28 protein-coding genes are annotated in these 26,031 nt (G+C 34.0%); 24 read left to right on the top strand and 4 right to left on the bottom strand.

Features of this window, described 5'->3' with window-relative positions; genetic code table 11:
- Nucleotides 1–269: 269 nt before the first annotated feature.
- Entirely contained in the window at nucleotides 270–1,724 is a 1,455-nt protein-coding gene (locus ACOQFO_RS07715) for a carbon starvation protein A (protein ID WP_421689106.1), read from the bottom strand.
- A 407-nt stretch (nucleotides 1,725–2,131) separates the two neighbouring features.
- On the opposite strand from ACOQFO_RS07715, the gene ACOQFO_RS07710 reads away from it, so the two are divergent.
- Nucleotides 2,132–3,139, top strand: a complete 1,008-nt coding sequence (locus ACOQFO_RS07710; protein ID WP_421689105.1) for a macro domain-containing protein — start codon at nucleotides 2,132–2,134, stop codon at nucleotides 3,137–3,139.
- Nucleotides 3,140–3,218: 79 nt separating this feature from the next.
- Nucleotides 3,219–3,860 carry a vWA domain-containing protein gene (locus ACOQFO_RS07705; protein ID WP_421689104.1) on the top strand — a complete coding sequence of 214 codons (642 nt, stop codon included), beginning with the start codon at nucleotides 3,219–3,221 and terminating at the stop codon, nucleotides 3,858–3,860.
- Between the two features lie 94 nt (nucleotides 3,861–3,954).
- On the opposite strand, the gene ACOQFO_RS07700 is transcribed toward ACOQFO_RS07705, so the two are convergent.
- The 3 genes from ACOQFO_RS07700 to ACOQFO_RS07690 all read right to left on the bottom strand — a co-directional run bounded on the left by ACOQFO_RS07700 (nucleotide 3,955) and on the right by ACOQFO_RS07690 (nucleotide 6,500).
- The gene (locus ACOQFO_RS07700) at nucleotides 3,955–4,452 is read right to left on the bottom strand and encodes a hypothetical protein (protein WP_421689103.1); all 498 of its coding nucleotides are present in this window, start codon (nucleotides 4,450–4,452) and stop codon (nucleotides 3,955–3,957) included.
- Between the two features lie 229 nt (nucleotides 4,453–4,681).
- Nucleotides 4,682–5,731 (bottom strand): LCP family protein, encoded by a 1,050-nt coding sequence (locus ACOQFO_RS07695; protein WP_421689102.1) that lies wholly within the window; start codon nucleotides 5,729–5,731, stop codon nucleotides 4,682–4,684.
- Nucleotides 5,732–5,867: 136 nt separating this feature from the next.
- The gene (locus ACOQFO_RS07690; protein ID WP_421689101.1) at nucleotides 5,868–6,500 is read right to left on the bottom strand and encodes a YigZ family protein; all 633 of its coding nucleotides are present in this window, start codon (nucleotides 6,498–6,500) and stop codon (nucleotides 5,868–5,870) included.
- A 169-nt stretch (nucleotides 6,501–6,669) separates the two neighbouring features.
- On the opposite strand from ACOQFO_RS07690, the gene ACOQFO_RS07685 reads away from it, so the two are divergent.
- The 22 genes from ACOQFO_RS07685 (at nucleotide 6,670) to galU (ending at nucleotide 25,877) form a co-directional block, all read left to right on the top strand.
- Complete coding sequence (locus tag ACOQFO_RS07685; RefSeq protein WP_421689100.1) at nucleotides 6,670–7,827, top strand: sensor histidine kinase; 1,158 nt, start codon at nucleotides 6,670–6,672, stop codon at nucleotides 7,825–7,827.
- Between the two features lie 68 nt (nucleotides 7,828–7,895).
- Nucleotides 7,896–8,570 (top strand): response regulator, encoded by a 675-nt coding sequence (locus ACOQFO_RS07680; protein WP_421689099.1) that lies wholly within the window; start codon nucleotides 7,896–7,898, stop codon nucleotides 8,568–8,570.
- A 342-nt stretch (nucleotides 8,571–8,912) separates the two neighbouring features.
- Nucleotides 8,913–9,437: a DUF4440 domain-containing protein gene (locus ACOQFO_RS07675; RefSeq protein ID WP_421689098.1), complete on the top strand. Its 525-nt coding sequence runs from the start codon at nucleotides 8,913–8,915 to the stop codon at nucleotides 9,435–9,437.
- A 250-nt stretch (nucleotides 9,438–9,687) separates the two neighbouring features.
- Nucleotides 9,688–10,533: a DegV family protein gene (locus ACOQFO_RS07670; protein WP_421689097.1), complete on the top strand. Its 846-nt coding sequence runs from the start codon at nucleotides 9,688–9,690 to the stop codon at nucleotides 10,531–10,533.
- 225 nt (nucleotides 10,534–10,758) lie between these two features.
- Entirely contained in the window at nucleotides 10,759–12,201 is a 1,443-nt protein-coding gene (locus tag ACOQFO_RS07665) for a DEAD/DEAH box helicase (RefSeq protein ID WP_421689096.1), read from the top strand.
- Complete coding sequence (locus tag ACOQFO_RS07660; protein ID WP_421689095.1) at nucleotides 12,198–12,815, top strand: ComF family protein; 618 nt, start codon at nucleotides 12,198–12,200, stop codon at nucleotides 12,813–12,815. The genes ACOQFO_RS07665 and ACOQFO_RS07660 overlap by 4 nt, the downstream gene beginning before the upstream one ends.
- A 185-nt stretch (nucleotides 12,816–13,000) precedes the next feature.
- Complete coding sequence (locus ACOQFO_RS07655) at nucleotides 13,001–13,414, top strand: TIGR03826 family flagellar region protein (protein WP_421689094.1); 414 nt, start codon at nucleotides 13,001–13,003, stop codon at nucleotides 13,412–13,414.
- Nucleotides 13,415–13,616: 202 nt separating this feature from the next.
- A complete protein-coding gene (gene flgM, locus ACOQFO_RS07650; RefSeq protein WP_421689093.1) occupies nucleotides 13,617–13,877 on the top strand; it encodes a flagellar biosynthesis anti-sigma factor FlgM in 261 nt (86 codons plus the stop codon).
- A 20-nt stretch (nucleotides 13,878–13,897) separates the two neighbouring features.
- Entirely contained in the window at nucleotides 13,898–14,398 is a 501-nt protein-coding gene (locus ACOQFO_RS07645; protein ID WP_421689092.1) for a flagellar protein FlgN, read from the top strand.
- A 74-nt stretch (nucleotides 14,399–14,472) separates the two neighbouring features.
- Entirely contained in the window at nucleotides 14,473–16,134 is a 1,662-nt protein-coding gene (gene flgK / locus ACOQFO_RS07640) for a flagellar hook-associated protein FlgK (protein ID WP_421689091.1), read from the top strand.
- 15 nt (nucleotides 16,135–16,149) lie between these two features.
- A complete protein-coding gene (gene flgL, locus ACOQFO_RS07635; RefSeq protein WP_421689090.1) occupies nucleotides 16,150–17,034 on the top strand; it encodes a flagellar hook-associated protein FlgL in 885 nt (294 codons plus the stop codon).
- 54 nt (nucleotides 17,035–17,088) lie between these two features.
- Nucleotides 17,089–17,643 (top strand): DUF6470 family protein, encoded by a 555-nt coding sequence (locus ACOQFO_RS07630; RefSeq protein WP_421689089.1) that lies wholly within the window; start codon nucleotides 17,089–17,091, stop codon nucleotides 17,641–17,643.
- Between the two features lie 24 nt (nucleotides 17,644–17,667).
- A complete protein-coding gene (gene fliW, locus ACOQFO_RS07625) occupies nucleotides 17,668–18,105 on the top strand; it encodes a flagellar assembly protein FliW (protein WP_421689088.1) in 438 nt (145 codons plus the stop codon).
- 4 nt (nucleotides 18,106–18,109) lie between these two features.
- A complete protein-coding gene (csrA, locus tag ACOQFO_RS07620) occupies nucleotides 18,110–18,325 on the top strand; it encodes a carbon storage regulator CsrA (protein WP_421689087.1) in 216 nt (71 codons plus the stop codon).
- Between the two features lie 168 nt (nucleotides 18,326–18,493).
- On the top strand, nucleotides 18,494–19,873 hold the full coding sequence (locus tag ACOQFO_RS07615) for a flagellin (RefSeq protein WP_421689086.1): 1,380 nt from the start codon (nucleotides 18,494–18,496) through the stop codon (nucleotides 19,871–19,873).
- A 654-nt stretch (nucleotides 19,874–20,527) separates the two neighbouring features.
- Complete coding sequence (gene flaG / locus ACOQFO_RS07610) at nucleotides 20,528–20,899, top strand: flagellar protein FlaG (RefSeq protein ID WP_421689085.1); 372 nt, start codon at nucleotides 20,528–20,530, stop codon at nucleotides 20,897–20,899.
- A gap of 15 nt (nucleotides 20,900–20,914) precedes the next feature.
- A complete protein-coding gene (locus ACOQFO_RS07605; RefSeq protein WP_421689084.1) occupies nucleotides 20,915–22,435 on the top strand; it encodes a flagellar hook-associated protein 2 in 1,521 nt (506 codons plus the stop codon).
- Between the two features lie 34 nt (nucleotides 22,436–22,469).
- Entirely contained in the window at nucleotides 22,470–22,871 is a 402-nt protein-coding gene (fliS, locus tag ACOQFO_RS07600) for a flagellar export chaperone FliS (protein ID WP_421689083.1), read from the top strand.
- The gene (locus tag ACOQFO_RS07595) at nucleotides 22,872–23,225 is read left to right on the top strand and encodes a flagellar assembly protein FliT (protein ID WP_421689082.1); all 354 of its coding nucleotides are present in this window, start codon (nucleotides 22,872–22,874) and stop codon (nucleotides 23,223–23,225) included.
- A gap of 305 nt (nucleotides 23,226–23,530) precedes the next feature.
- Entirely contained in the window at nucleotides 23,531–23,905 is a 375-nt protein-coding gene (locus ACOQFO_RS07590) for a PilZ domain-containing protein (RefSeq protein WP_421689081.1), read from the top strand.
- Nucleotides 23,906–24,200: 295 nt separating this feature from the next.
- Nucleotides 24,201–24,755: a ribosome hibernation-promoting factor, HPF/YfiA family gene (gene hpf / locus ACOQFO_RS07585; RefSeq protein ID WP_421689080.1), complete on the top strand. Its 555-nt coding sequence runs from the start codon at nucleotides 24,201–24,203 to the stop codon at nucleotides 24,753–24,755.
- Between the two features lie 237 nt (nucleotides 24,756–24,992).
- Nucleotides 24,993–25,877, top strand: coding sequence for a UTP--glucose-1-phosphate uridylyltransferase GalU (gene galU, locus ACOQFO_RS07580; RefSeq protein ID WP_421689079.1), 885 nt, complete (start codon nucleotides 24,993–24,995; stop codon nucleotides 25,875–25,877).
- The last annotated feature ends 154 nt before the right edge of the window (nucleotides 25,878–26,031 follow it).

The following is a 26,031-nucleotide window of genomic DNA, read 5'->3' as shown; positions in this document are numbered from 1 at the left end:
GGGTCCCATTGTGGGCCCTTTTTTCTTTAGGAGAACTTTAAAACATCATAAGAACATCATAAGAAAAGTAAAAAGAAAATGCTGATGAAAACGATAATATCGAATCTCCACCGACTGATATAGTTTCAAATAAAGGAACGCTCGACTTTAGAGTTAATTTCGTACTTGTCGATGGTGTTGTTATAATTGTATAAGACAAATTGAAAGAATGTAAGAAAATAATAAATAGCCAAGTTCAGAAAATTCCGAACTCGGCTATTTCAATTTAATTATTTCACATGTTGAAAACCAGAAACATCCTCTTCAAGCAAGAATGAAGTGCCGCGTTGTTTAAATCCTCCAATGAAGAATGCCGCGACAATTGCAGCTGTTAGAACTGCACCACCAACGTAGGAAGCAGTCAGAGGAATGCCGAATCCCATTGTTGGTTCATATAAGATATACACGAAACACATAGAAGTCATAAATGTAGCTGGAACTGTAGCGATCCAGTGATTTTTCTTTGCAATGAATAAATACATTGCGCCTACCCAAAGTGCAATAACAGCAGTTACACCGTTTGCCCATGAGAAATAGCGCCATAAGATATTAAAATCAATTCTTGTTAATAAGAAGGAAATTACAAATAATGGAATTGCAATCCATAAACGGCTCAATAATTTAACTTGAGCGAATTTGAAATAATCTGCAATAATCATACGTGCTGCACGGAATGCAGTATCACCAGAAGTGATTGGTAAAACGATAACCCCAATAACAGCCAGTGTACCACCAATTGTACCCATCATTAATAATGAAACTTGGCTAACAACAGCAGCAGGACCTCCAGCAGCTAATAATTCTTGTAAGCCACCATAACCGCCGAATAAGCTCATAGAAGCTGCAGCCCAAATCATCGCGATAATACCTTCAGCAATCATCATACCGTAGAAAATTTTACGACCTTGCTTTTCATTTTGCGTTGTACGAGAAATAATTGGTGTTTGTGTTGCATGGAAACCAGATAATGCCCCACATGTAATCGTAAAGAAGATTAATGGGAAAATAGGTAAACTACCTGGATGCATATTTTCAAATGTTAATTCTGGAATGGGTGCTCCTGTTACAATTAACCCGATTCCGATACCAACAGCTGAGATTACTAAAACTGCTCCAAACCATGGGTAAAGGCGACCGATAATTTTATCAACTGGTAGTAATGTTGCAAGGATATAATAGATAAAAATAACTGCAACAATCATTCCAAGTGCAACTTGTCCATCTAACAAATTGCTAATTAACATCGCTGGGGAAGTAACAAACACTGTACCAACTAAAATGAGTAATAAAAGTGCGAAAACGTTTACAACGTGTTTCATGAAATTCCCTAAAAATTTGGAAGCCAGTTCAGGAAGGTGAGCTCCTTTGTTACGAATTGAAATCATCCCAGTTAAATAATCATGAACAGCACCGGCAAAAATACACCCTACAACAATCCATACAAATGCTACTGGACCATAAAGAGCACCCGCAATTGGACCGAATACTGGACCTGTTCCAGCAATATTCAATAATTGAATCAATGAATTTTTATTGGTAGTCATTGGAACATAATCTACTCCATCTGCATTCACATATGCTGGAGTTGGACGACTTGGATTGGACCCGAATACTTTTTCAACGAATTTACCGTACGTAAAATAACCTAAGATTAATAGTGCGATACAAATTATGAATGTAATCATCTTTTCATCTCCTAATCTTTTAAATTTTCTGTCTATTCCATCTGCTAAAATGATAGTATCACAATATGTTATATAACAGCAATAAGAAATTTATTATACCTATATAACAGCGTAAGCGCATTCATAATCAATTCTTTGTGGAAAAAGATGGATAAAACCTAATCTTTTAATAAAATAGAATGTAATTTAAATGAAGAGAAGATTTATATAGAAATATTATTCTAGTTTTTTTATTATTTTCCTCGCACATTTTCGAAAAAAATTGGTTATTTCGGTTTGCAAAGACATAAGATACAGATTGCCATTTACAGTACTGCTCACTTAAACTATTAAAAACTAAAATGTGGGGCTTTGAATATCAAAGTGAGACATAACTGTTAAGCGTTACTAAAGGAAGGGGGATTGAAATGCCTTTACACATTGTTCGAAATGATATAACGAAAATGAAAGTGGATGTTATTGTAAATGCTGCGAACTCATCACTTCAGATAGGCGGGGGAGTTTGTAGAGCAATATTTCGTGCAGCTGGAGAAGAACAATTACAAAAAGCATGTGATGTAATTGGTACATGCCCTGTAGGACATGCGGTTATTACAGATGCATTTAAGTTGGATGCAAAATATATCATCCATACAGTTGGACCGATTTGGAGAGGTGGATCGAAAAATGAGGCAGCATTTTTAGCTTCATGTTACGAAAGTTCGCTAAAACTTGCTGTCCAAAATAAGTGTCAGTCTATCGCGTTTCCCCTAATCTCGTCGGGTAATTATGGGTATCCAAAACGTGAAGCTTTGCAAATCGCAATATCATCAATTAGTTCCTTTTTATTAAATAACGATATGGACGTATATATTGTCGTTTTCGATAAACAAGCAGTGCAATTAAGTGAAAAGCTGTTTCAATCGATTCAACAATTTATAGATGATCATTATGAGGAAGAGCTGGAAACCCTTCATGTTAGAAGTGCGAACTATGAACAATATCAAATCTATTCAGATGATAAGTTTGCTGAGGTACAGGAATCGCTTCATTACAATATTAGTGAGCGTTCTCTAGAAGATGTGTTAAATCAACTTGATGAAACATTCTCTGAAAGACTACTTCGACTAATTGATGAAAAAGGGAAAACGGATGTCGAAACTTATAAAAGAGCAAATGTCGATCGTAGACTTTTTTCAAAGATAAGAAATAAAAGAGACTATACCCCTCAAAAGAAAACGGTGCTTGCCTTTGCCATAGCACTTGAATTAAATATTGATGAGACAATTGATTTGCTAAGTACTGCAGGATACACCTTATCTAATAGCAGTAAGTTTGATGTCATTATTAAATATTTCATTACAAATAAAAACTTTAACATCTTTGAAATCAATGAAGCCCTATTTACTTTTGATCAAGAACTTTTAGGAGCATAAAAATGTCGCTTCTGAGGCGACCTCACAGAACATACGATTTGATATCCTTCATTTAACAACGAAATGGAGGGTATTTTTTATGAAAACAAACTTAACGGAGTTAGTATTTATCTTAGATCGAAGTGGATCAATGTCAGGATTGGAAACAGACACAATCGGGGGCTATAACGCAATGATTTCGAAACAAAAGGAAGCTGAGGGAGAAGCGATTGTTACTACGGTACTATTTAACCATGAATATGAACTGTTACATGATCGAATTAATGTGAACGGAATTGCACCATTAACTAAGAAGGATTATGAAGTAAGTGGCACGACAGCTTTATTGGATGCAATTGGCCATTCCATCCTCAAAATTAAAAAAGCTCAAAATGCGACGATGAAAGAGCATAGAGCTGAAAAAGTGTTATTTGTCATTACGACAGATGGATTAGAAAACTCAAGCAGAGAATTTAATCATCAGAAGATCAAACAACTTATTGAAGAGCAGAAAAAGATTGGTTGGGAATTTATCTTCCTTGGAGCAAACATAGATGCTATTGGAACTGCATACGAATTGGGAATTGATGGGGATAATGCAGTTGAGTTCCATGCTGACGAAGAAGGTGTCCAAATGAACTTTTCTGTAGTTACTGAAACCGTCCTCAACTACCGTAAAGAGGGGAAAATCGAAAAAGATTGGAAAAAGGAAATTGAGGCAGACTTCAAGCGAAGAAAATAGCAACTTGCAAAATAAAGAAAAGGCATCAGGTGACGATGCCTTTTATGTTTGGAGATTTTATTCTTCTATAATTAAGGGTCGTTTCACTATTACCTTACCATGCCATAAAACGGTCTTTCATTTTAATGAGGCCGTAAATATAGAAGGAAATTCCTCCTGTAATATACATTAAGATGACAAAAATAATCGCTTTTCCTTGGTCATCAGTCCAACGGTAGTACAATCGGTAGAAATAATAAGCCATCAACACAACCATGGCGATCGCTGTTAGGAATCCAAGTAAAGGTATGACTGAAAGAATGGCTAAACCAAAATAAAATAATGTAAATTTCAACGCATCTGATTTGATTTCAGGTATAGATGCTTTTTTAGACCCGAGTGCAAATAATATATAGATATTAATAATCGGTATCCAACTGATCCAAGCAATTTCATGGAAACCGTTCGTTTTAGCAGTAGTAGAATAAATGATTGCAGAAAGAATATACGCAATAACTGCGATAATCAAAAAGATGACAAAGAAAGCAATAATAAAACTCATAATAAGGGAAAAATCAAAAAATACTAACTGATTTTCAATTTCTAATAACATCAACTCACCTCCTTCCAAGCATGTAATAATCAAACATTAACGAAGAGACAAGCGTTCCCTGTAGTAAAGTGAATTAACAGGATAATTTACTATATGAACAAAATCGAACAAAAAATGACAAAGAAGGACTTCGAAGAAAAATAAAATTCAATTGGACTATGTGGAAGGGAAAGAGGAACTTATTATAAATTAAAAAGCCCTCGAAAACTTTGTTTCGAGGGCTTTCATATTAATTTTTGTTTGTTTTACTCACAGTATCAGTTTCGTTAACTGAGCTTTCATCTTCAGTTGATAAGTTTGAAGAATCTTTAATCAAACCAAGGTTACTTTTTAAAATCATTTGCGTTTCGATTAAATTCTGTTCATCTAAAACATAGATATAACCACCAGTATCTGGGTTTTTACCGTCTGCACCATCCAATGTCAACGTGTCGATTTGAGGCATTCCTCCAATTAAATAGGAGAAGAACTGTTTCATTTCACCGAATTTCATGTCGGTTTTCATATTTGCACCAACTGCATCAATGATTGCTCCGTAACTACCGATAGAAGTAATATTAGAAGCTTTATTGGCAATTGCTTTCAAAATTTGTTGTTGACGTTTTCCTCGTTCAATATCACTATCTGCTTTACGAGTTCGTGCTAATGCTAATGCTTCACGTCCGTCAAGATTTTGTAGCCCTTTTTTTAATTGAATTGTATAGTTATCATTTTCGTCTAATTCTAAACGATCATATGGAACTTCGACTTCAATTCCACCTAAAGCATCTACAACATCGATGAATGCGTTAAAATTCATCTTCACATAATAATCAATGGGAATATCGAATAATTCTTCCACTGTTTCAATCGTAGCAAGTGTACCACCAAATGCATGCGCATGTGTGATTTTATCTTTATAATTTAAGTAAGGAATATATACATAAGAGTCACGTGGAATACTTACCATTTTAACTGTACGTTTTTCGTTATTTAAAGTTGCTAAAATTAAAGCATCCGAACGTGGGTTTGAGTCATTTCGTTCTTCACTATCATCGACACCTATAAATAATATCGATACATTGTCATGAGTTGGCTCAACTTTCACATCACGCTTATCGGAAATTTCTCGATCTTCAATTTCTTCATAGGCTTGATTTGCTGCAGTTTCTGCCTTCTTTGTTAAATAGATTCCGTAGGCAGTTAGACATATTAAAAGGGAGGCACATAACAAAACAAATATTTTCAGACCATAAATAAACTTGTCTTTAGCCCCTGTTTTTGTTTTATTTCTTTTCATTAATAATTCTCCTTATATATGGAAATAAAAACGGTTTGTTGTATAAGCAAGAAATTAGTCAAAAATTGTCACGAATAAAATACTCATAAATTTGATTATACTATGTGGATAAATTTCAGTAAACGAAAAATTACCATTACAATACAAATTCTAGGTAGATTTGACTCACTTTATTTACTACTGCTTGTCCATTTGTGAGTTCAGTCATCCAATTGATAAATGCCTCTTCTTCATCGCACAAAACGTAGACATAAATATCGACTTGGTCTGCATAATCGATTTTTTCAAGGATGTAGTGAGATGAACGAATTTCATTTTCCACTTTACCTAACCATGTATAGTCTATGGATATCTTCATATGATTATGTAATTTACGTTCAACAACTTGAGCTGCAGATATACCTTCTGTGGTAGCTTTTCCATAAGCGCGGATAAGACCGCCTCCTCCAAGCTTTATACCACCAAAATACCTAGTTACAACAACTACCGTATCTTTTAGTCCTTGTTTTTTTAATACTTCTAACATTGGAACGCCAGCCGTCCCACTAGGTTCCCCGTCATCATTTGCTTTTTGAATCTGGTCATGCTCTCCAACCATATAACAAGAACAGTTATGAGTCGCAGATGGATGCATTTTTTTTATTTTTTCGATAAATTGAATAGCTTCTTCTTCAGTTTCTGCACGATCAACATATGCTATGAATCTTGATTTTGATATAATTATTTCCTTTTCCCCAAAGCTTTTCACTGTTTTATAATTTTTAAGCATATGGATTCCCCCTAAACATTAAATTTATGTATATTTTTCATTACATTTATTTGATATTTTCAACATCTGAAAAATTAATGCTATAATAGTGTAGTACTTAAGTGGTTACTTGTAAAATTGAATTTTTACCTTTTAAGCCTACTTAATATTACTGGAATGGAGAACAGCTATGTTATCGAATGAAAAAATTGACATTGCATCACTAGATGTCATATTTAATCGTATGATCGATACTATTACAAATTCAAAGAATGATATATTCATTATAAGCGAACAAAGTCGAAGAAACTTTGAACAATTAAAACTTGAACTTGAATTAGTAAAACAAAAAATAGCTATCACTATTAATGAATGTGATCTATTGGAGCAAAAAACTAAAATAGCAAAAAATCGATTAGTAGAAGTAAGTAAATATTTTGATAAATATTCCGAAGAACAAGTTAGAGAAGCATATGAAAATGCAAACGAATTACAAATTAAACTTTCTCTTACTCGTGCTAACGAGAAGCAACTAAGAGAAAAACGTGACGATATTGAACGTCGTTTAAGAGAATTAAATGATACAATTGAACGAGCTGAACATATTGTCAACCAAGTAAACGTAGTCATTAACTATTTAACATCAGATTTAAAAAATGTTGGTAAAGCGCTTGAAAATGCAAAAATGAAACAAGAATTTGGAATTAAAATAATTGCTTCTCAAGAAAAAGAGAGAAAACGGATTTCTAGAGAAATCCATGATGGCCCGGCACAAATGATGGCAAATGTCTTAATGCGTTCTGACCTCATCGAAAGAACATATCGAGATCGAGGAGTAGAAGCAGCTATAAAAGAAATTAGAAATTTAAAAGTTACAGTAAGAGAGGCATTGTCAGAAGTTCGACGAATCATTTACGACTTAAGACCAATGGCACTCGATGATTTAGGCATTATACCTACATTAAGAAAGTATTTGTCGACGTTAATGGAATATAACCCACGCGTGCAAATAAAATTTCAATCGAATAATTCAGAAACAAGATTGCCATCGGATTATGAAGTTTCCATTTTCCGTTTAGTTCAAGAATGTGTGAATAATGCTATTAAACACGGTGAAGCTTCTGAAATTTCGGTAAAAATTGAATGGTTAAAAAAACATATCAATATTAATGTAAAAGATAATGGATCCGGATTCGATATAAATAATGTAAAAGAAAAATCTTTTGGTCTTGTTGGTATGAAAGAACGAATTGACCTTCTAAAAGGTACTATGGATATTAATAGTAACCCTGGTCAAGGTACTCTTATCATGTTTAAAATTCCACTTCAAGAATACGCAATGAATTAGAAACTTAATGATCACAAAAACGTCTATACATTAAATGTATATACAGGAAGTCTAGGGGGTAAACAATTATGACAAAAATTATTATTATCGATGACCACCAACTATTCCGTGAAGGGGTTAAACGGATTTTAGATTTTGAAGATTCTTTCGAAGTAGTTGCTGAAGGTGATGATGGAGTAAATGTAGTACGTTTATATGGTGATCATTTACCGGACGTGGTATTAATGGATATTAATATGCCAGGAAAAAATGGTGTGGATGCAACATCTGAACTTATTAAAGAATTCCCAGAAGCTAAAGTAATTATGCTTTCTATCCATGACGATGAAAGTTATGTATCTCATGCATTAAAATCAGGTGCGTTAGGATACATGCTAAAAGAAATGGATGCAGATGAAATCGTCGATGCAATTAAAATTGTTGCAAACGGTGGCTCATACTTACACCCAAAAGTAACGAAAAACTTAGTTGCTGAGTTCCGTCGCTTAAGTGAACACGAAAACAAAGGAAACTTCCATCAAACAGAAATCCGTCGCCCATTCCACTTACTAACAAAACGTGAGTGTGAAGTGCTTCAATTATTAACTGATGGTCAATCAAACCGTTCAATTGGTGAAACTTTATTCATTTCCGAAAAAACGGTGAAAAACCACGTATCAAGCATTCTTCAAAAAATGAATGTAAATGACCGTACACAAGCTGTTGTAACGGCTATTAAAAATGGCTGGGTAGAAGTTCGATAATTCTATTAACCTAGTTATAGTTTCTAAAAATAAAATCATTTTGTGAATCTCAATCTGAAAAAGGTTGGGATTTTTTATTTGACTAATATGGGTCTAATATTGTTATTATTTCATAGGGTTAGAATTGTTAAATTTATAACAACCTAAAGAATATTAGAAATTTTTAATAAAGTTAAGCAACTAATTCAAATCTAATTTCGTCTTAAAATCTGATATTAAGAAAATGGTAGGTATTTCTAGTGGAATCACTGTTAAAATATCACTATTTTACTGGAAAAAGAGTAAGTCAATAGGCATAGATGAGAAATTGTGCTACAATTGTGCAGCGGGAGGATAAGGCAGATGAATAAATGGTTGATAGCTGTTTTTGCGGTATTTTTGCTAGCAGCTTGTAATGATAAAGAAGAACAAAATGTGAATCTTGCAGAAACAGAACAAGTTATAGAAGAAGGTACAGTTGGCTTTGAAATAATGGGTGACAATATAGAAGAAGTTGCTGGAGTTCCAACTGAAGAAAAAGAAGCGATTATTGCAGCCTTTGACGAATATATTGCTTCCTTTAATGCAAAAGATATTGATCGATATGTGAATACATTATCTAATAATCCGCAAGGTTTCGAAGTGGAAGAAGATATGCTAGTTGCTGAAAAAATCTTTGAACAATATGAAATCTCAAAAGTTGCTTCAGATGTAACAATTGTGAAGTATAGCGAAAATGAAGCACAAGTTTATTCAAATATTTTAACGGATATGACAGAAATTGCATCAGGCACAGAACTACAAGACGAGGGTCGCCAAGTAACTGTTTTTGTGAAAGAAAACGGTAATTGGAAAGTGACGAGTATTTATTATATTGGTAATCAATAGAATAGGCTGTAATAATATAAGCAAACTATATAAAAGCATTTCGCAATTTTGAAAGTCATTTCAACTGTGAAATGCTTTTTTGGATTGGAATATTACAAAATATAAGATAGTATGTTATGAAAAGCAGATTTTCACAGGGATTTTTCTATTGAAAATATAATTTTTGAAATGAAATATTTCATTTTCATATTAGAAGTTCACAATATGATATTAGTCATGTAAACTATTGGCAAGGGGGAGTGGTGATATTATGAAAATTGCGGTCGTAACAGATAGTACAGCGTATTTGACACCAGAGGAAAGGGAACGTTATAACATTCGAATGATTCCTTTGAGTGTCACATTTGAAGATAAGGCATATGAAGAAGAAGTAGAAATTACTACAAAAGAGTTTTACGATAAGGTGCGCGGTGCAAAAGTATTACCAAAGACTACTCAGCCACCAGTGGGGAAATTCGTTGAGCTTTTTGAAGAATTAGCAAAAGAGTATGATGAAGTGATTTCGATCCATTTATCAAGTGGTATTAGTGGCACATACCAAGGAGCTTTACAGGCTTCTGAAATGGTAGAAGGCATTAAGGTACACGTGTTTGATAGCGAAATTTCATGCTCACCACAAGGCTATTACGCGAAAAAAGCAAGTGAAATGGCAAGTAAAGGAGCTTCTGTAGAAGAAATTATACGGAAACTCAATGAGATGAAAACAAAAATGAAAGCGTATTTCGTTGTAGATGATTTATCACACTTACAACGCGGTGGACGACTTTCATCAGCAGCTGCCATTGTAGGTGGACTGTTACAAATCAAGCCAGTTCTTCACTTTGAAAATAAAGTTATCGTTCCTTTTGAAAAAATTCGCACGAAGAAAAAAGCATTAAAACGTGTTGAAGAACTATTAGGTTCCGATTGCGTGAAGTACAAGCGTCTACAAGCTACAGTTATTCATGCAAACTGCGAAGAAGAAGCAAAAGCATGGATGGATGAACTAGATGAAAAATATCCAAATGTGGAATTCCAATTAAGTTATTTCGGTCCAGTAATTGGCACTCATCTAGGTGAAGGGTCAATTGGAGTAACATGGGTTGAGAAGATTTAGTTTTCGTTTCTAAGTAATGTGTAAGTTTGGAAAGATGTTGGGAATAATTAATATTTTGTCGGGATTATTCAGAGAAATATCGAGATTATTTAACTTTTTGTCGGGATTTTCACTGAAATTGTCGGGATTCAGTACGCAATCATAATTTTTTTAATAAAACTAGCCTCTGTTTTTAGAAACAGGGGTTTTTATTATGTAATTGAAATGAAAAGAGGAGGTATTTCTTTGTGGTTTAAGCTAAATAAAAGCGAAGGGTATCGGGCTTATAAGGGGATCATAGTTGAACCGAAAATTAGGGATTTCTTTACGGGGAGAGTTTGGACAAGTAATCATACACCATTTCCAACAGAGAAAGTTGAGAAATATATTGAGCGCGGTTTTTTTATAGTGAAAAATGCGATAACAACACGCGTTCATTCATTTGGAATCATTAAAATGAAACGTTATCACTGTAATAGGTGCCACAACGAGAATCAGCAGGAGTTTATTGAATTTGATTGTGCGCGGTGTGAAAAGAAATGTGTTTACTGTAGACATTGCATCAATATGGGAAGGATGAGTCGGTGTACGGATCTAATATTGTGGAAAGGTGGAATTTCGAAATTAAAGAGAAAACATGTATTAGATTGGGCAGGTCAGTTTACACCATTGCAAAAGAAGGCTTCGAGCGAATTAATAGAAAGTCTAGCGGAGAATCGGAATCATTTGATTCATGCCGTGTGTGGAGCTGGGAAAACCGAAATTTTATTCCCTGCAGTTCATTTTGCACTTAATCAAGGAAAACGAGTTTGTATTGCAACCCCACGTACAGATGTAGTGCTTGAATTATTTCCCCGATTTCAAAAAGTTTTCCCTCAAACGACAATTCATGCTTTATATGGTGGTTCGCCAACACAAACAGGCTTTGCACAACTCATCATCACGACTACGCACCAATTATATCGATTTGAAGAAGCATTTGATGTTGTAATTGTAGACGAGGCAGATGCATTTCCTTACACATTTGACGAATCACTACAGAGAGCGGTAATTAAAGCTGGGAAACTTGGTGCACCAACAGTGTTCGTAACTGCCACACCATCTGTCAAAATTCTGGCTAGAACGAAAAAAGAAAAATGGGGAGTTTCTTTTATTCCTAAGAGATTCCATGGTCACCCACTCCCAGTGCCTCGCTTTGAACCGTTATGGAACTACACGAAAACCATTGAAAAAGGCATTATTCCTACAAAACTCGTTCAATGGACAAAAGAAAGATTACAAAATAACGAGCCCTTTTTAATTTTCTTCCCAACAATTCAACTCATGAAAATAGCAACGCCACTATTTGAAAGTATACATCCAGACATTCTCAGTGTTTATGCTGAGGATTCAGATCGTAAGGAAAAAGTAATGAAGCTTCGGAATGAGGAGATCCCAGGTTTACTTACAACAACCATTTTAGAACGTGGAGTCACAATCAAAAATGTACAAGTAGCTGTCGTTGGGGCTGAATCAAAAATTTTCACATCTAGTGCACTAATTCAAATTAGCGGACGTGTGGGCAGGAATGTTCAATTTCCAGATGGAGACATCGTTTACTTTCATCACGGAATTACGACAGAAATGGATGATGCAAGGAATGAAATACGGCGGCTGAATAAGATGGGATTTGGGAGGGAGAAGGGATGAAAAAGGAAGTTTACAACTGTTTGTTGTGTGGCACTCCGTTAAATGTACAGGTAACGTGGAAATGGTTATTAGGGAATGCGTTTGAACGAACGATTTGTTTGCAATGCGAGGGGGAGTTTGAATCTGTTGATTTAGGCGCGGAGACTAATAAGACTTTTGATGTTGTCTCACTTTATCAATACAACGACAAAATGAAAGACTACCTCCATCGATATAAATTTATGCATGATGTAGCGTTAGCTAAAGTTTTTCGAAATCAAATCCGCCAGCACCTTTCAAAACGTAATGAAATAATTGTACCAATCCCAATGCATCCATCGAAACTGAAGGAACGTACCTTTGCTCATGTCGATGAATTATTAAAAGCTGCAAACATTCCGTATCAACATTTTTTAGTCAAAACAACAACTGAAACACAAGGAGAAAAAACGCGTGAAGAACGCATCAATTCACCACAATTATTTGAGCGTATTGAAAATGTGGATGTAAAAAATAAAGAAGTATTACTTGTTGATGATATCACCACAACCGGCACGACGATTGAACATGCACGAAAAGCGTTGATCGAGGCGGGTGCAAAATCAGTTAGAGCGTTTACTGTAATAAAGGGTTAATGTTGTAACCATGCGATAAATTCATTCCCCCAATCCATTCGGTAAATTTATCAATGTTGTGTATTCCATTTACTTTTTGTATCTGCAAATGTAGCATTTAAAATTGAATAAACAGAAAATCATAAATTATTATTTTATATTGTCGATATACAAAATAGAGTGTTTAAATTATCGGGGGAATTATTATGGCGGAAATTCGAAATTGTCCAAGCTGTGGGGAATTTTTTAACTATACAGGTATAAGGGACGTTTGCCACAAATGTGTTCAAAATGAGGAAAATATGTATCAAATCGTCTATCGGTTCCTGAGAAAACGCGAAAATCGTGCTGCGACGGTTGAACGTATTGTAGAGGCAACAGGTGTAGAACATGAACTACTATACAAATGGGTACGTAAAGGACGCTTACATCCCGCAATGTTTCCGAACCTCGGTTATCCTTGTGATAACTGTGGCCGTTTAACGAATAAAGGAAAATTATGTGATAACTGTACAAATGAAATTAAAACAGAACTTAGAACTTTTGAAGCCGCACAGGAATTTAGAGAAAAAATTAAGAACAATGATAGAGCTACCTATTTAGCTAATAAAAAAGAATAATAATAAAGCTTACATTTAATTGAACCATTACTTAAATCAAGGATTTTGGTTCAAACTAGAATGTAGGCTTTTTTCTTGAAATTAAGAATGAAAATAATAATTTATTAATTAGCATGTCTAATGTTTTTATAATATTTTATTTAACTTTTTTGTGAACTGACCGAAATAAATAATAATAAAAGTTTTTGAGGGGAGGGTAATTATGAAAATTACATCTTATGGAGTTAATAATGTAAATCCGTATAATAAACAACAACAAAAATTGAGAGCTGCGAGTGAAAGCAAAACTTTTGCAGATAAAATTGAAATTTCTTCAGCTGCAAAGGAAATGCAAGTAAACTCAACGGTTAATACTGAGCGTGCAGAAAAAGTTCAGAAACTAAAAGAACAAATTGCATCAGGCGAATACAAAGTTGATGCACGCAAAGTTGCTGAAGATATACTGAAATACTACCGCAGATAATCATAAAGGAGTTCAAACCAATGTCAGTACAAACAATCGTCGATACATTAGAAAAACTTGAAAAAGTGCATAGAAGTTTGCTTGAACTGGCTCTTCGAAAAACAGAAGTTATTAAAAAGGGTGACATGGTTGAACTTGACCAAATACTAAAAAACGAACAATCACATGTAGCAGCGATCGAAACACTTGAAAAACAGCGTCAGGTTTTGGTAACGGATTACCTAAAATCGCAAGGATTCGATTTCTCTGGCATTCCTACTGTTTCAAATGTAATCGAAGCAGCTAATTCAGAAATTGAGCGTGAACAATTAGAACAAATACGGAATCGTATATTGCAAGTTGTAAATGAGCTAAAAAATCAAAATGATTTAAACCAAAAGCTAGTCTATCAGTCATTACAGTTTGTAAATATGACTTTGGATATGGTTCGCCCAAGGCAAGAACAAATAAATTACTCTGGTCAACAAGTAAAAGGGCAAAATGTACAACCTAAAAAATCAATTTTTGATTCACAAGCATAGAAAAGTGTGTGGTTATTTAAACTACACACTTCGTTATTTGAAGCTAATCAATAATTTTTAAAGGAGGAGACTTCATGCGCTCCACATTTATGGGTTTAGAAGCGAGTAAGCGCGGACTTTTTACACAACAAAGTGCTTTATATACAACGGGACATAACATCTCTAATGCCAATTCTGTCGGCTATTCTCGTCAACGAGTGAATATGGAACCTACATTAGGATACCCTGGTATTGGTTTAGATACTCCAAAAACACCTGGGTTTATCGGTACTGGTGTTCAAGCATCGGCCGTTGAACGTGTACGTGACAGTTTTGTTGATAAACAATTTAGACAAGAGACCAATAAATTGGGTTATTGGGAAGCGAGATCTCACTCTATTACACAGATGGAAGACATAGTAAATGAACCTTCTGATTACGGATTAGCGAAAGCGATGGATGAATTTTGGAATTCACTTCAAGATCTTCACGTAAATCCAGAAGATGGAGGTGCTCGTGCTGTTGTTGTTCAACGAGGTATTGCAGTAGCTGATTCATTTAACTACATGTATAACTCTATTAAACAATTAAAAGATAACGCTGGGGAAGAAATAGGTATTTTATTAAAAGAAGCGAACTCAATTTTAGAACAAATTGCTAGCATTAACGAACAAATTATAGCAGTAGAACCAAACGGCTTTATGCCAAATGATTTATACGATGCCCGTGACAATTTAATTGATCAACTTTCTACGTATTTCCCTGTTGAAATTGAACATGTAAAATCTGGTGGGAATTCTTTAGCAATCGCTGAAGGTTCTTTAACTGTTTCATTAAAATTAAAAGATGGTAACACAATTAAATTAGTAGATGGTAAAGATTTTGTGCAACTACGAAATTCTGGGGTAGATACAGAAACAGATGGAATCACTCCTAAAGGGATGATTACAGGATTACATATTGTAAAAGTAAATGAAGATCGATCAGAAACACCTTTAAGTAATGATTGGTCGACTAATACTATGACTGTTAATGATATTAACAATTTTAATAGTTTAGGAAAATATAAAGGATTAGTAGACTCTTATGGTTACCGTTCAGGTTATGATTCAAACGGACTTCCGATTGAAAAAGGATTATATTCAGAAATGCTAGTAAATCTGGATATAATGGCAAGCGAATTTGCAAAAGAGTTTAATCGTATACATCAATTAGGAACGGATTTAAGCGGTGTAAAAGGTCAAAACTTCTTTGTGGAAAAAGATTCAATAGACCCAACAGATGCAAGTGCAGTGGATAAAATTACAGCACAGAACATTTATGTTTCACAGAACTTAATTAATGATCCTAGTTTAATCGCAGCATCAAGTTCACAGGAAATAGAAGATGTGAATAATCCGGGGGTTTTCTTACCTAATCCAGAACCAGGGAATGGTAAGAATGCATTAAATCTATCAAATGTTAAATTTGCCAAAATAGGTGCACTTGAAGATGTAAGTGTCCAAACTTACTTTGAAGGATTAATCGGCCAACTAGGTGTAGATGGACAGCAGGCAAGCCGTTTACAATATAATGCTGCAACACTTCAACAAGCAGTTACTGAACGAAGAGCATCTGTAAGTTCAGTTTCGTTAGATGAAGAGATGACAAATATGATTTCTTTCCAACAAGCTTATAACGCTAATGCTCGTATGATTACAGTCATTGATGAAACCTTGGATAAAATCATCAACGGTATGGGTCGTGTTGGATTATAGTAGGAGGTAAAAAATATGCGTGTAACTCAATCAATGCTCTCTAACAATATGCTTAAAAATCTTTCCTACAGTTACTCAAAACTTGGCAAATTGCAAGAGCAAATCAATACAGGTAAAAAAGTAACTCGTCCTTCTGATGATCCAGTCGTTGCAATGAAAGGGATTAGTTATCGTACCGAGTTGAACAATGTTGAGCAATTCTCTAGAAATATCGGGGAAGCGTATAACTGGTTAGACACAACAGATGATACTTTTGATAAAATTGGCGCAACATTACAACGGGCAAATGAATTAATAGTTCAAGCATCAAGTGATACGACAACCCCTGAGGATCGTACTAAAATTGATGCTGAGTTACAGCAATTAAGAGAACATGTACAAAATCTTGCGAATACAAAAATAGGTGATCGATATATTTTCAGTGGAACGAAAACTACTACGGCACCTTATGATGGTAATGGTTATGATACGAATGTTGTAGATACAGCATTCAAAAATACCATCGAAATAGAAGTGTTTGACGGTATTAATATACAAATTAATTCCGCACCAATTGACATATTGAAAAATATTGATGATATGTTTACGCAAATCAGTTCTGATATTTCTGAACGTAAAACAGGTGGAGAACTTTCATCACATATCCAAACGATAGATCTAAATATGAATAAACTATTGGAAGAACGTGCCAATATTGGTGCGCGTCAGAATCGAGTAGAGTTAATGGACGAACGTCTTCAATCACAAGAAATTATTGCAACAAAACGTATGTCGGAAAATGAAGATATTGATTACGAAAAAGCAATTACAGAAATGATTACACAAGAATCCATTCACCGTGCTGCATTATCTGTAGGTGCGAGAATTGTTCAACCAACCCTAGTAGATTTTCTAAGATGATAATAGAAAGCGTTTGGAATAAATTCCAAACGCTTTCTTTAAGGGGGAGAAAATTTGAATATCCCAAAATTACAAATCCAAACAACTGATGCAAAAATAGGACTTAATATTAGGCAACCAGTTCAACGAATCGAACAACTAAAGGCAGAACTCGACCTTCAACAGCCAAATGCAAAACTTTCGGTTGAAACAACTAAATCAAAACTGTCAATTGATGCATTTGAAGCGAGAGAAAGTATGGGGTATAAGAATACTCGAAGTCGAACTGCCGAAATTGCTCAGCAAAGTATCCAGGAGGGTTTAGAGGGAATCGCTAGAAGAGCACTAGAAGGTAATGATCTGATGCGGATTGAAAATGGAGGAAATCCTATTGTTCAACACGCAAAGAGTCGAGGAAGACAACTTTATTCTAGTTTAAATATTAAATTTATTCCACAAGCTGGAAGTGTGGAAGTGAATTACGAGCCAAGTAAAGTTGACATTAATATAGAACCACAAAAAGTCATCAATAACACAAAAATCAATAAACCTATCCATCAATACACACCAGGATCAGTTAAAGTCGAAATGCTGCAATATCCATCGATAAAAATAGATTGGCTAATCTAATAAAAATCTAAGGAGTATTAGGTAATGAAAATCAAAACAGCATACATGGGTGAAATTGAAATCAATCCAGAAAATATAATTCATTTTGAACACGGTATACCTGGTTTTGAAGATGAAAAAGGTTTTGCCCTTTTACCAATTGAAAAAAACAGTGTATTTCAAATCCTACAATCTACACAAACTGAAGGTCTAGCATTTATAATAACAAGTCCCTATGCAGTAACAGAAAAATATAATTTTGATTTAGATGAATCGACAGTACACGCGTTAGAAGTGAAAAGTGAAAATGAAGTTGCTGTATTTGCCATTGTTTCATTGAAGGAAACTCTGGGACATTCTACGGTAAATTTAAAAGCTCCAATCGTGTTAAACACAACCAACAAAAAAGCAAAACAAGTTATATTAGATAATGAACAATATGACATTCGACACAAAATCTCGTTTGAAAGTGTAAAGGGGTGAGTATATGCTAGTACTCTCTCGAAAAGTGGGCGAAACAATTTGGATTGGGGAAGATGTTGAAATATTTATCTCGGAAATTAAAGGTGAACAAGTAAAAATCGCTATTCGTGCACCTAGAAACATTGAAGTAGTTCGTGGAGAGCTTCGACAAGATATTTCAAATTCAAATCAAGAATCAGTAGCAAAAAGTCTAGATCTGCTAAAAATTACGAAAAAATAAGTCGAATATTCTCAAAAAAAGTTTTAAAAACTATTAAACTCTATTCAAATCATTCCGATATTAAATATGTAAACAGAGAATGAGAATTCGGCCGGCTCAATTTTCTGGTACATACAATTAAAAATGCTCACAAGGAAGTGAGCGGTAAATTCCAAGGAGGAAATTAAAATGAGAATTAATCACAATATCGCGGCTCTAAACACATACCGCCAATTAAACAGTGCAGCTGGTGCACAATCTAAATCAATGGAAAAATTATCTTCAGGTCTTCGTATTAACCGTGCTGGTGATGACGCTGCAGGTTTAGCAATCTCTGAAAAAATGCGCGCTCAAGTACGAGGATTAGATCAAGCTTCTAAAAACTCTCAAGACGGTATCTCTTTAATCCAAACGGCTGAAGGTGCATTAAATGAAACACACAGTATTCTTCAACGTATGAGAGAATTAGCTGTTCAATCATCAAATGGTACTGCAACAGACGATGATAGAAAAGCTATTCAAAGTGAAATTACCCAATTGAAGTCTGAAGTTGATAGAATCGGTAATGCAACTGAATTCAATACAATGAAGTTATTAGATGGAAGTCAAGGGAAACAAGCAGATTATGCAGCACTTACTACAGCTACAAATGTAAAAGATGTTGATGTTATTAATGCATTAAATAATGGTGTATATAATATTACAGTTGGATCTGTTAGTAAAGACGATTCAATTCAAACAAAAAGTGGCGCAGTAGCTGCTACAGATGATACTACATTAACAGCATTTACTGGTACTAACTTTGATGTGAATAAATCATATATTCTTGAATTTAGTGGCGCTAATACTTCTGCTACAATTACATTAAAAGATAATGATGGTAATACTTTGGCAACTCAAGCTGGAGCAGACGTAACAGCGGCTGGTGGAGTGAACTTCACTCAAGCAGGATACCAATTTAATATAAAACAAGGAACATATAATGCAGGTACTGGTGGATCTATTAGTTTTAAAACTGGAGTCAAAGCTGATTATACTGTAACAGCTCCTGGCGGCTCAGTTGTTGAAACAAGATCAGGAGTTCTATCAACTGACGGTAAGGTAGATGTTGGTGGATTAAGACTTACTGTTGATAAGGCCCTAACAGCTAACAACGCAAACATCACAGTATCTGGTAATGCTATTGACTTCCAAATTGGCGCAAACCAAGGTCAAACAACAACAATTGCACTAAATGATATGAGAACTCAATCTTTAGGAATTAACAACATTGATTTAAGTACTCAATCAGGTGCAAAATCTTCAATTACATCAATTGATTCTGCAATTAAAACTGTTTCTGAAGAACGTGCAAAATTAGGTGCTTACCAAAATCGATTAGAACACACAATTAACAACCTGGGTACTTCTGCTGAAAACTTAACAGCTGCTGAATCTCGTATTCGTGATGTTGATATGGCGAAAGAAATGATGGAACAAACTAAAAACTCTATTCTTTCACAAGCTGCTCAAGCAATGCTTGCTCAAGCAAATCAACAACCACAAGGAGTATTACAACTTCTTCGTTAATTTAAATTATATCAGGGGACTCTAGTTATACTAGAGTCTCTTTTCTATATATACTAATAGAATCGATTGAATTACAAGTGTATGGATATAATTAAAGAAAATCTAAAATAGATACATTTGTTTGGTTTGGGAAATTAAAAAGTAGATTGTGCCGAACGTACACCTGCTTACAACAATCTCAATACAAAGAAGCACAAGTTACAAAAATACATAAAAATTAGAAAAAGATAATCACATATTTATTATAATTATTGAAAGTACATTTGCACTATGAATTCTAGATTTTTAAGAAACAAGTAAACTAAGCTTCTACTTCGTTTATGGGTGTAGGGGTGTTTTCTATTTTATAAAGAGAAATCATTAATGACTGCGAAATGAAATCTGTGAAACAATTGGATCAACTTGAAAAAAATGATGAACAAGTCTATAAAACGAGTGAACAGGTACAGTATTAGGTTGGTGAATCAATCAAGCCTACAACACTACAATGATTCAAGAGTTTTAGACATAAAAATCATGAAAATAGCAATAAGCACTTGCAAATTTAAAAGCCATTATAACATAATTCTTTTAATTAGTTTAGCAAACTTTAAAATTTGTGTTTCTTACCGATATTAATAATAAGCCATTGTAGTTATTGAGGGGGAATTCTGTATGGTAAATTCTATTTCAAATGTTAAGTATGTTAATTCAACTATGAAAAAAACTAGTATTGAACATAATGATCCAAAACTTAGTTCGGATTTTCCGAAAACAGAAGATGTTAAATTAATTAATAATGGAATGGAACAAGAATTTTTACCTAATAAAAAAGCAGAAAAAATGATCAATAGTATGAACCAATTTTTAGAAACAACCAATACTGAGTTACGTTATCTTTTTCATGATAAATTAGATAAGTATTATGTAACGTTGGTGAATGCAAATACACAGGAAGTAATTCGAGAAATTCCGCCCAAAAAATTGATGGATATGTATGCAGAAATGTTAGAGTTTGTTGGAATTATTGTAGATAAGAAAATTTAAGTAGGTGAATATTGTATGCGAATTAGTGGTTTAGCAAGTGGTATGGATACCGAAACAATGATTAAAGAGTTAATGACTGCGGAACGTTTGCCATTACAAAAAATTGAACAAAAAAAACAATACATGGAATGGCAAAGAGATGATTATAGAGAAGTAAATAAAAAGCTTTTTGATTTCCGTAATTTAGCAAGTGACACCATGCTTCGTCAATCAACATTTATACAAAAAACAACAACTACTTCCTCACCAGATGAAGTATCCGTAAAGAATATTAATTCCATTAGCAATTTCTCAGGAACAATTACTGTGCAACAATTGGCTGAGAAAGCGACAATGAGAACTAAAAGTAGAGTTAATGGTTCTCCAACACCTATTGATGTAAATGCAAAATTATCTAGCTTTAACCTAACTGGAACTCAGTCGATTTCAATAAGAGCGATAAAAGAAGATGGAACGCTACAAACAGCTGAAGAGGCGTTTACATATTCGTTTGACCCAACTGAAAAATCATTGCAAAATGTATTAGATGAAATTAACAACAATTCAAACATAACAGCGTTTTATGATTCTTTTACAGGTAAGATTTCTGTAACAGCAAAAAATTCAGGTAATAATGCTTCTGGAAATGAAATAGAAATTACCATGTCTTCTGCTTTTCAAACGTTTACTGATCTAGAATCAACGAACGTTGCGGCCGCATGGAATGGAAGCGGAACAGAAGGAAAGAATGCAAAGTTTACTTTAGATGGTTTGGCAACAGAACGTAGCTCAAATACTTTTACAATTAACGGATTTGAAGTAACAATAAAGCAAGCAACAAATACACGTATTTCCTTCAGTTCATCTACTGATACAGATAAAGTTCTTGAATCAGTTGTGAAATTTGTTGATGAGTATAATAAACTTATCCAAGAATTAAATGATAAAATAGATGAAAAAAAATACCGAGATTATCAACCGCTTTCTAACGATGAAAAAGAAGCAATGACTGAAAAGCAAATCGAGCTTTGGGAAGAAAAAGCAAAAAGTGGAACATTACGTAATGATAGTATCCTTTCTGGTGCTTTAAGTAAATTGAGATTAGAATTAAACTCAACTGTTGAAGCTCTAACTGGTGTAAATAGACTTAGTGATATTGGTATTACTCCATCTAAAAATTACCTCGACAACGGAAAACTGATATTAGATGAAAGTAAATTAAGAGAAGCAATCTCTAATGATCCAAATGGGGTTTACGAACTGTTTGCAGCTGATAGTACAAATAAAGCTGAAAAGGGGTTAGGAAGAAGACTAGTTTCAATATTGGAAGATACTCGAAGTCTTGTTATTGAAAAAGCTGGATCTGATTCATCCGTAAATAACTCTCATACACTAGGCCGTCTATTGGATAACTATGATAATCAAATTGATCGTTTTGAAGAACGACTAATTCAAGTAGAAGACCGCTATTGGAGACAGTTCACTGCAATGGAAAAAGCCATTCAACAAGCAAATCAACAATCTATGTATTTAATGAATGCCTTTGGCGGGCAATAATAAATAAACTTTTCATAAATAGAGGAGTGTTCCTATGGCTATCAATAATCCATATAAGGCCTATCAAGAAAATAGTGTTACCCAATCTTCACCAGGGGAATTAACACTAATGTTATATAATGGCTGTTTAAAATTATTAAATCAGGCAAAAAAAGGTATCGAAACAAAAGATATTCAACTTAAAAATACAAATATCCAAAAAGCTCAAAATATTATTCGCGAATTAATGGTAACTCTAGACATGTCAATCCCTGTATCTAAAAACATGATGGCATTATATGAATATATGATCCACCAATTAATTGAAGCAAACATACAAAATAAAATTGAATTAATAGATGAAGTAATGAATTTAACAACTGAATTTCGTGATACGTGGAAGCAAGTTATTCAAATCAATCGTCAGCAACAATTTGGCACAACAGGGGAAGTATAAATGATTCGAGAGAGTTTACTAGTATGGAAACAAACGACTGATGAACTCATTCAACTAGTGGAACTTGGAAGTGAAAAATTACGGGAAGATGTTATTAAACAGGTAGAAGAATTGCTTAATAAGCGAGATGAATTACAACCATTAATACTTCCACCATTTTCAGATGATGAGAACAATTTTGGGAAATCTCTTGTGGAATATGAAAAATTACTTGATACAAAACTAAAAATATTTTTAAATGCTATTCGAAAAGACATGCAAACACATAAAAAGAAAAAAGATTCATTACATGCTTATTTGGACCCGTATAGTAAGGTTTATAAAGATGGAACTTTTTATGATAAAAAAAAGTAGAACCAATTTATACAACATTCAAAATCACACCCTAGCAATAATTATTAACTAGTATAATTGTTGTTAGTCACTAAACAACAATACAATTTTATACATTCCCATAGGCTCTGAGGGTGAAATACCTTCAGGGCTTTATTATAATTTTCCAACGCGACCTATTCTATTTTTACCTCCTAAAATTAATTACAAATCCTTGAACACACCAAACAAAAACTCCACCATAATCATAGATTTCATTCGACATTTTCCGTCTACAGATTGATAATAAAAGTAAGAAAGTTGACTATATTTTTGGGGGGAACCTCATGATTTTTAAGAGACAAGAAGGTTTTCGATTTGTGTTTAACGAACCAATTGAAGCCAATTTCGTCATACAAGGTAAGGATGGACAAGCAATAGAGCAAAAGAGTCATCCTTGTAAAATTCTAGATTTAAGTCCAAGAGGTATAAAAATTTTTACGGAAGCCGAAATTGGGCATTATATTAATGAATCAGTTCAAATTGAAGTCGATTTCATTCTGGATGTGACAAATATTCATGCGATTGGTGAAATTGTTTGGTCTAGTCCTTTTGGACAAGGGAAACAACTAGGAATTCAATTAATAGACCAACCAGACATAGTAGATCTAATCATCAATGAATTAAAGCAGCGTAGGAGAAAAGAGGTTCTTTCACATTAAAGTCATTAGCCAACTTTCAAATACACGAAATTTGTTGTGAAGGAATGTAAAGATTTCGACAGGATTGGCAGGATAATCTTCATACTATGTAGAATATATTTACATAAGGTTAACTTCATTTACCAAATGTTAATACTTTTAATGATGGTGAAATGTTGATGAAGGTTATCACCATTCAGTTTAAGTCTATCTTTGACTGGATGAAGTTAGGCCACAGGCGGTTGTAACAGATTTTAGCCTGAAAAATCTGGGCTCAAGTACGCCAAGGCGAATTTGATTAAAAGGAGGAGTTTACATGATTAAATTTAACATTCGTGGTGAAAACATTGAGGTAACTCCAGCAATACGTGAGTATGTTGAAAACAAGATTGAAAAAATTGAGCGTTATTTTGGCGATGATTTTGAAGCTAAAGCAAATGTCAATTTAAAGGTTTATAACGACAAACAAACAAAAGTAGAAGTTACTATTCCGATGAAAAACGTAACACTCCGTGCAGAAGAACGTCATCATGACATGTACGCTGCAGTTGACTTAATCGTCGACAAATTAGAGCGCCAAATTCGAAAACACAAAACAAAAGTGAACCGTAAATTCCGAGAACGTGAAGGAGCTGGAGTTTATTTTGCAACTGGTGTTAGTGCAGGAGATACAACTGCCCAAGAAGAAGAAGAGTTCACAATCGTTCGTACAAAACAATTTAGCTTAAAACCAATGGATGATGAAGAAGCTATTCTACAAATGAACTTACTAGGCCATGATTTTTATATTTACACAGATGCCGATTCAAATGGTACAAATATTGTTTACAAACGTAAAGATGGAAAATATGGTTTAATTGAAACTCAATAAAATATTACTAACCTCTAATTTAGGGACATCTTTTCCTAAATTAGAGGTTTTATTTTTTACAAAAACATCCGATAAAATCCAAATTGTTACAATTTTCTAGGGATAAATATTGAAGATATTCGTATTTATGCTAGTATTAATTTATAGAATGTTTACGATTGTAATAGAAATAATATAGTACAATTAGAACTGAGCTTAAATTTATTTGTATTTAATCTACGTATTGGAGATGTTGAAATGACTAAAAAAGTAAGAAAAGCTGTAATTCCTGCAGCAGGCTTAGGAACGCGTTTCCTACCTGTTACAAAAGCACAACCAAAAGAAATGTTACCAATCGTGGACAAGCCAACGATTCAATATATCGTGGAAGAGGCAGTTCAATCAGGTATTGAAGATATCATTATTATTAGTGGTCGTAATAAAAGAGCGATTGAAGACCATTTCGATAAAACGTATGAGCTTGAAGAGTTACTTGCTAAAAAAGGTAAGTGGGATGATTTAAGAGAGATTCAAGAAATTACAAATCTTGCAAATATCCATTATATCCGTCAAAAAGAACAAAAAGGTCTAGGGGATGCGATTTACTGTGCTTCTCGTTTCATCGGGGACGAGCCATTTGCTGTTCTTCTTGGTGATATCGTGTTAAATGCTGAAACACCAGCATTAGCTCAATTAATTCAAACATATGAAAAAGAACAAGCATCTGTCATAGGTGTTCAAGAAGTGCCAATGAATCTTGTTCACCAATACGGTGTGATTAATCCAGCAAATGAAATTGAAAAAGGTAAACCGATTGAGGTACAAGGATTCGTCGAAAAGCCAAAAGCAGCAGATGCACCTTCTAACTTAGCAATTATGGGTCGTTATGTGTTAACGCCTAATATTTTCAAAGCACTTGAAGCAACAAGACCTGGTGTAGGTGGAGAAATTCAATTAACAGATGCGATTGAATTATTAAACCATAGCGAGCGTATAGTAGCACAAGACGTTGTTGGGAAGCTTTATGATATCGGAAGTAAATTTGGCTTTATCCAAGCAACAATTGAATTTGCTCTTGAACGTGAAGATTTAAAAGAAAGATTAGGTCATTACTTGCGTACATTTATTAAAGAGGAATTATAGGATCCATTACCTGATCTTTATAGAGGAGTGGTTTTTGAATGGGAAGCTCTTAAAGCTTTCATTTACCAAACCACTTGCCTCCAACTCTTGTGTATAGTATAGGCAGATATTGTTATTGAAAGTTTCGTATCTATCGTTTATAACTATATTAGTT

This window comes from Ureibacillus sp. MALMAid1270 (assembly GCF_049202975.1).
GTDB lineage: Bacteria > Bacillota > Bacilli > Bacillales_A > Planococcaceae > Ureibacillus.
This window is presented reverse-complemented; position numbering and strand designations above follow the sequence as displayed.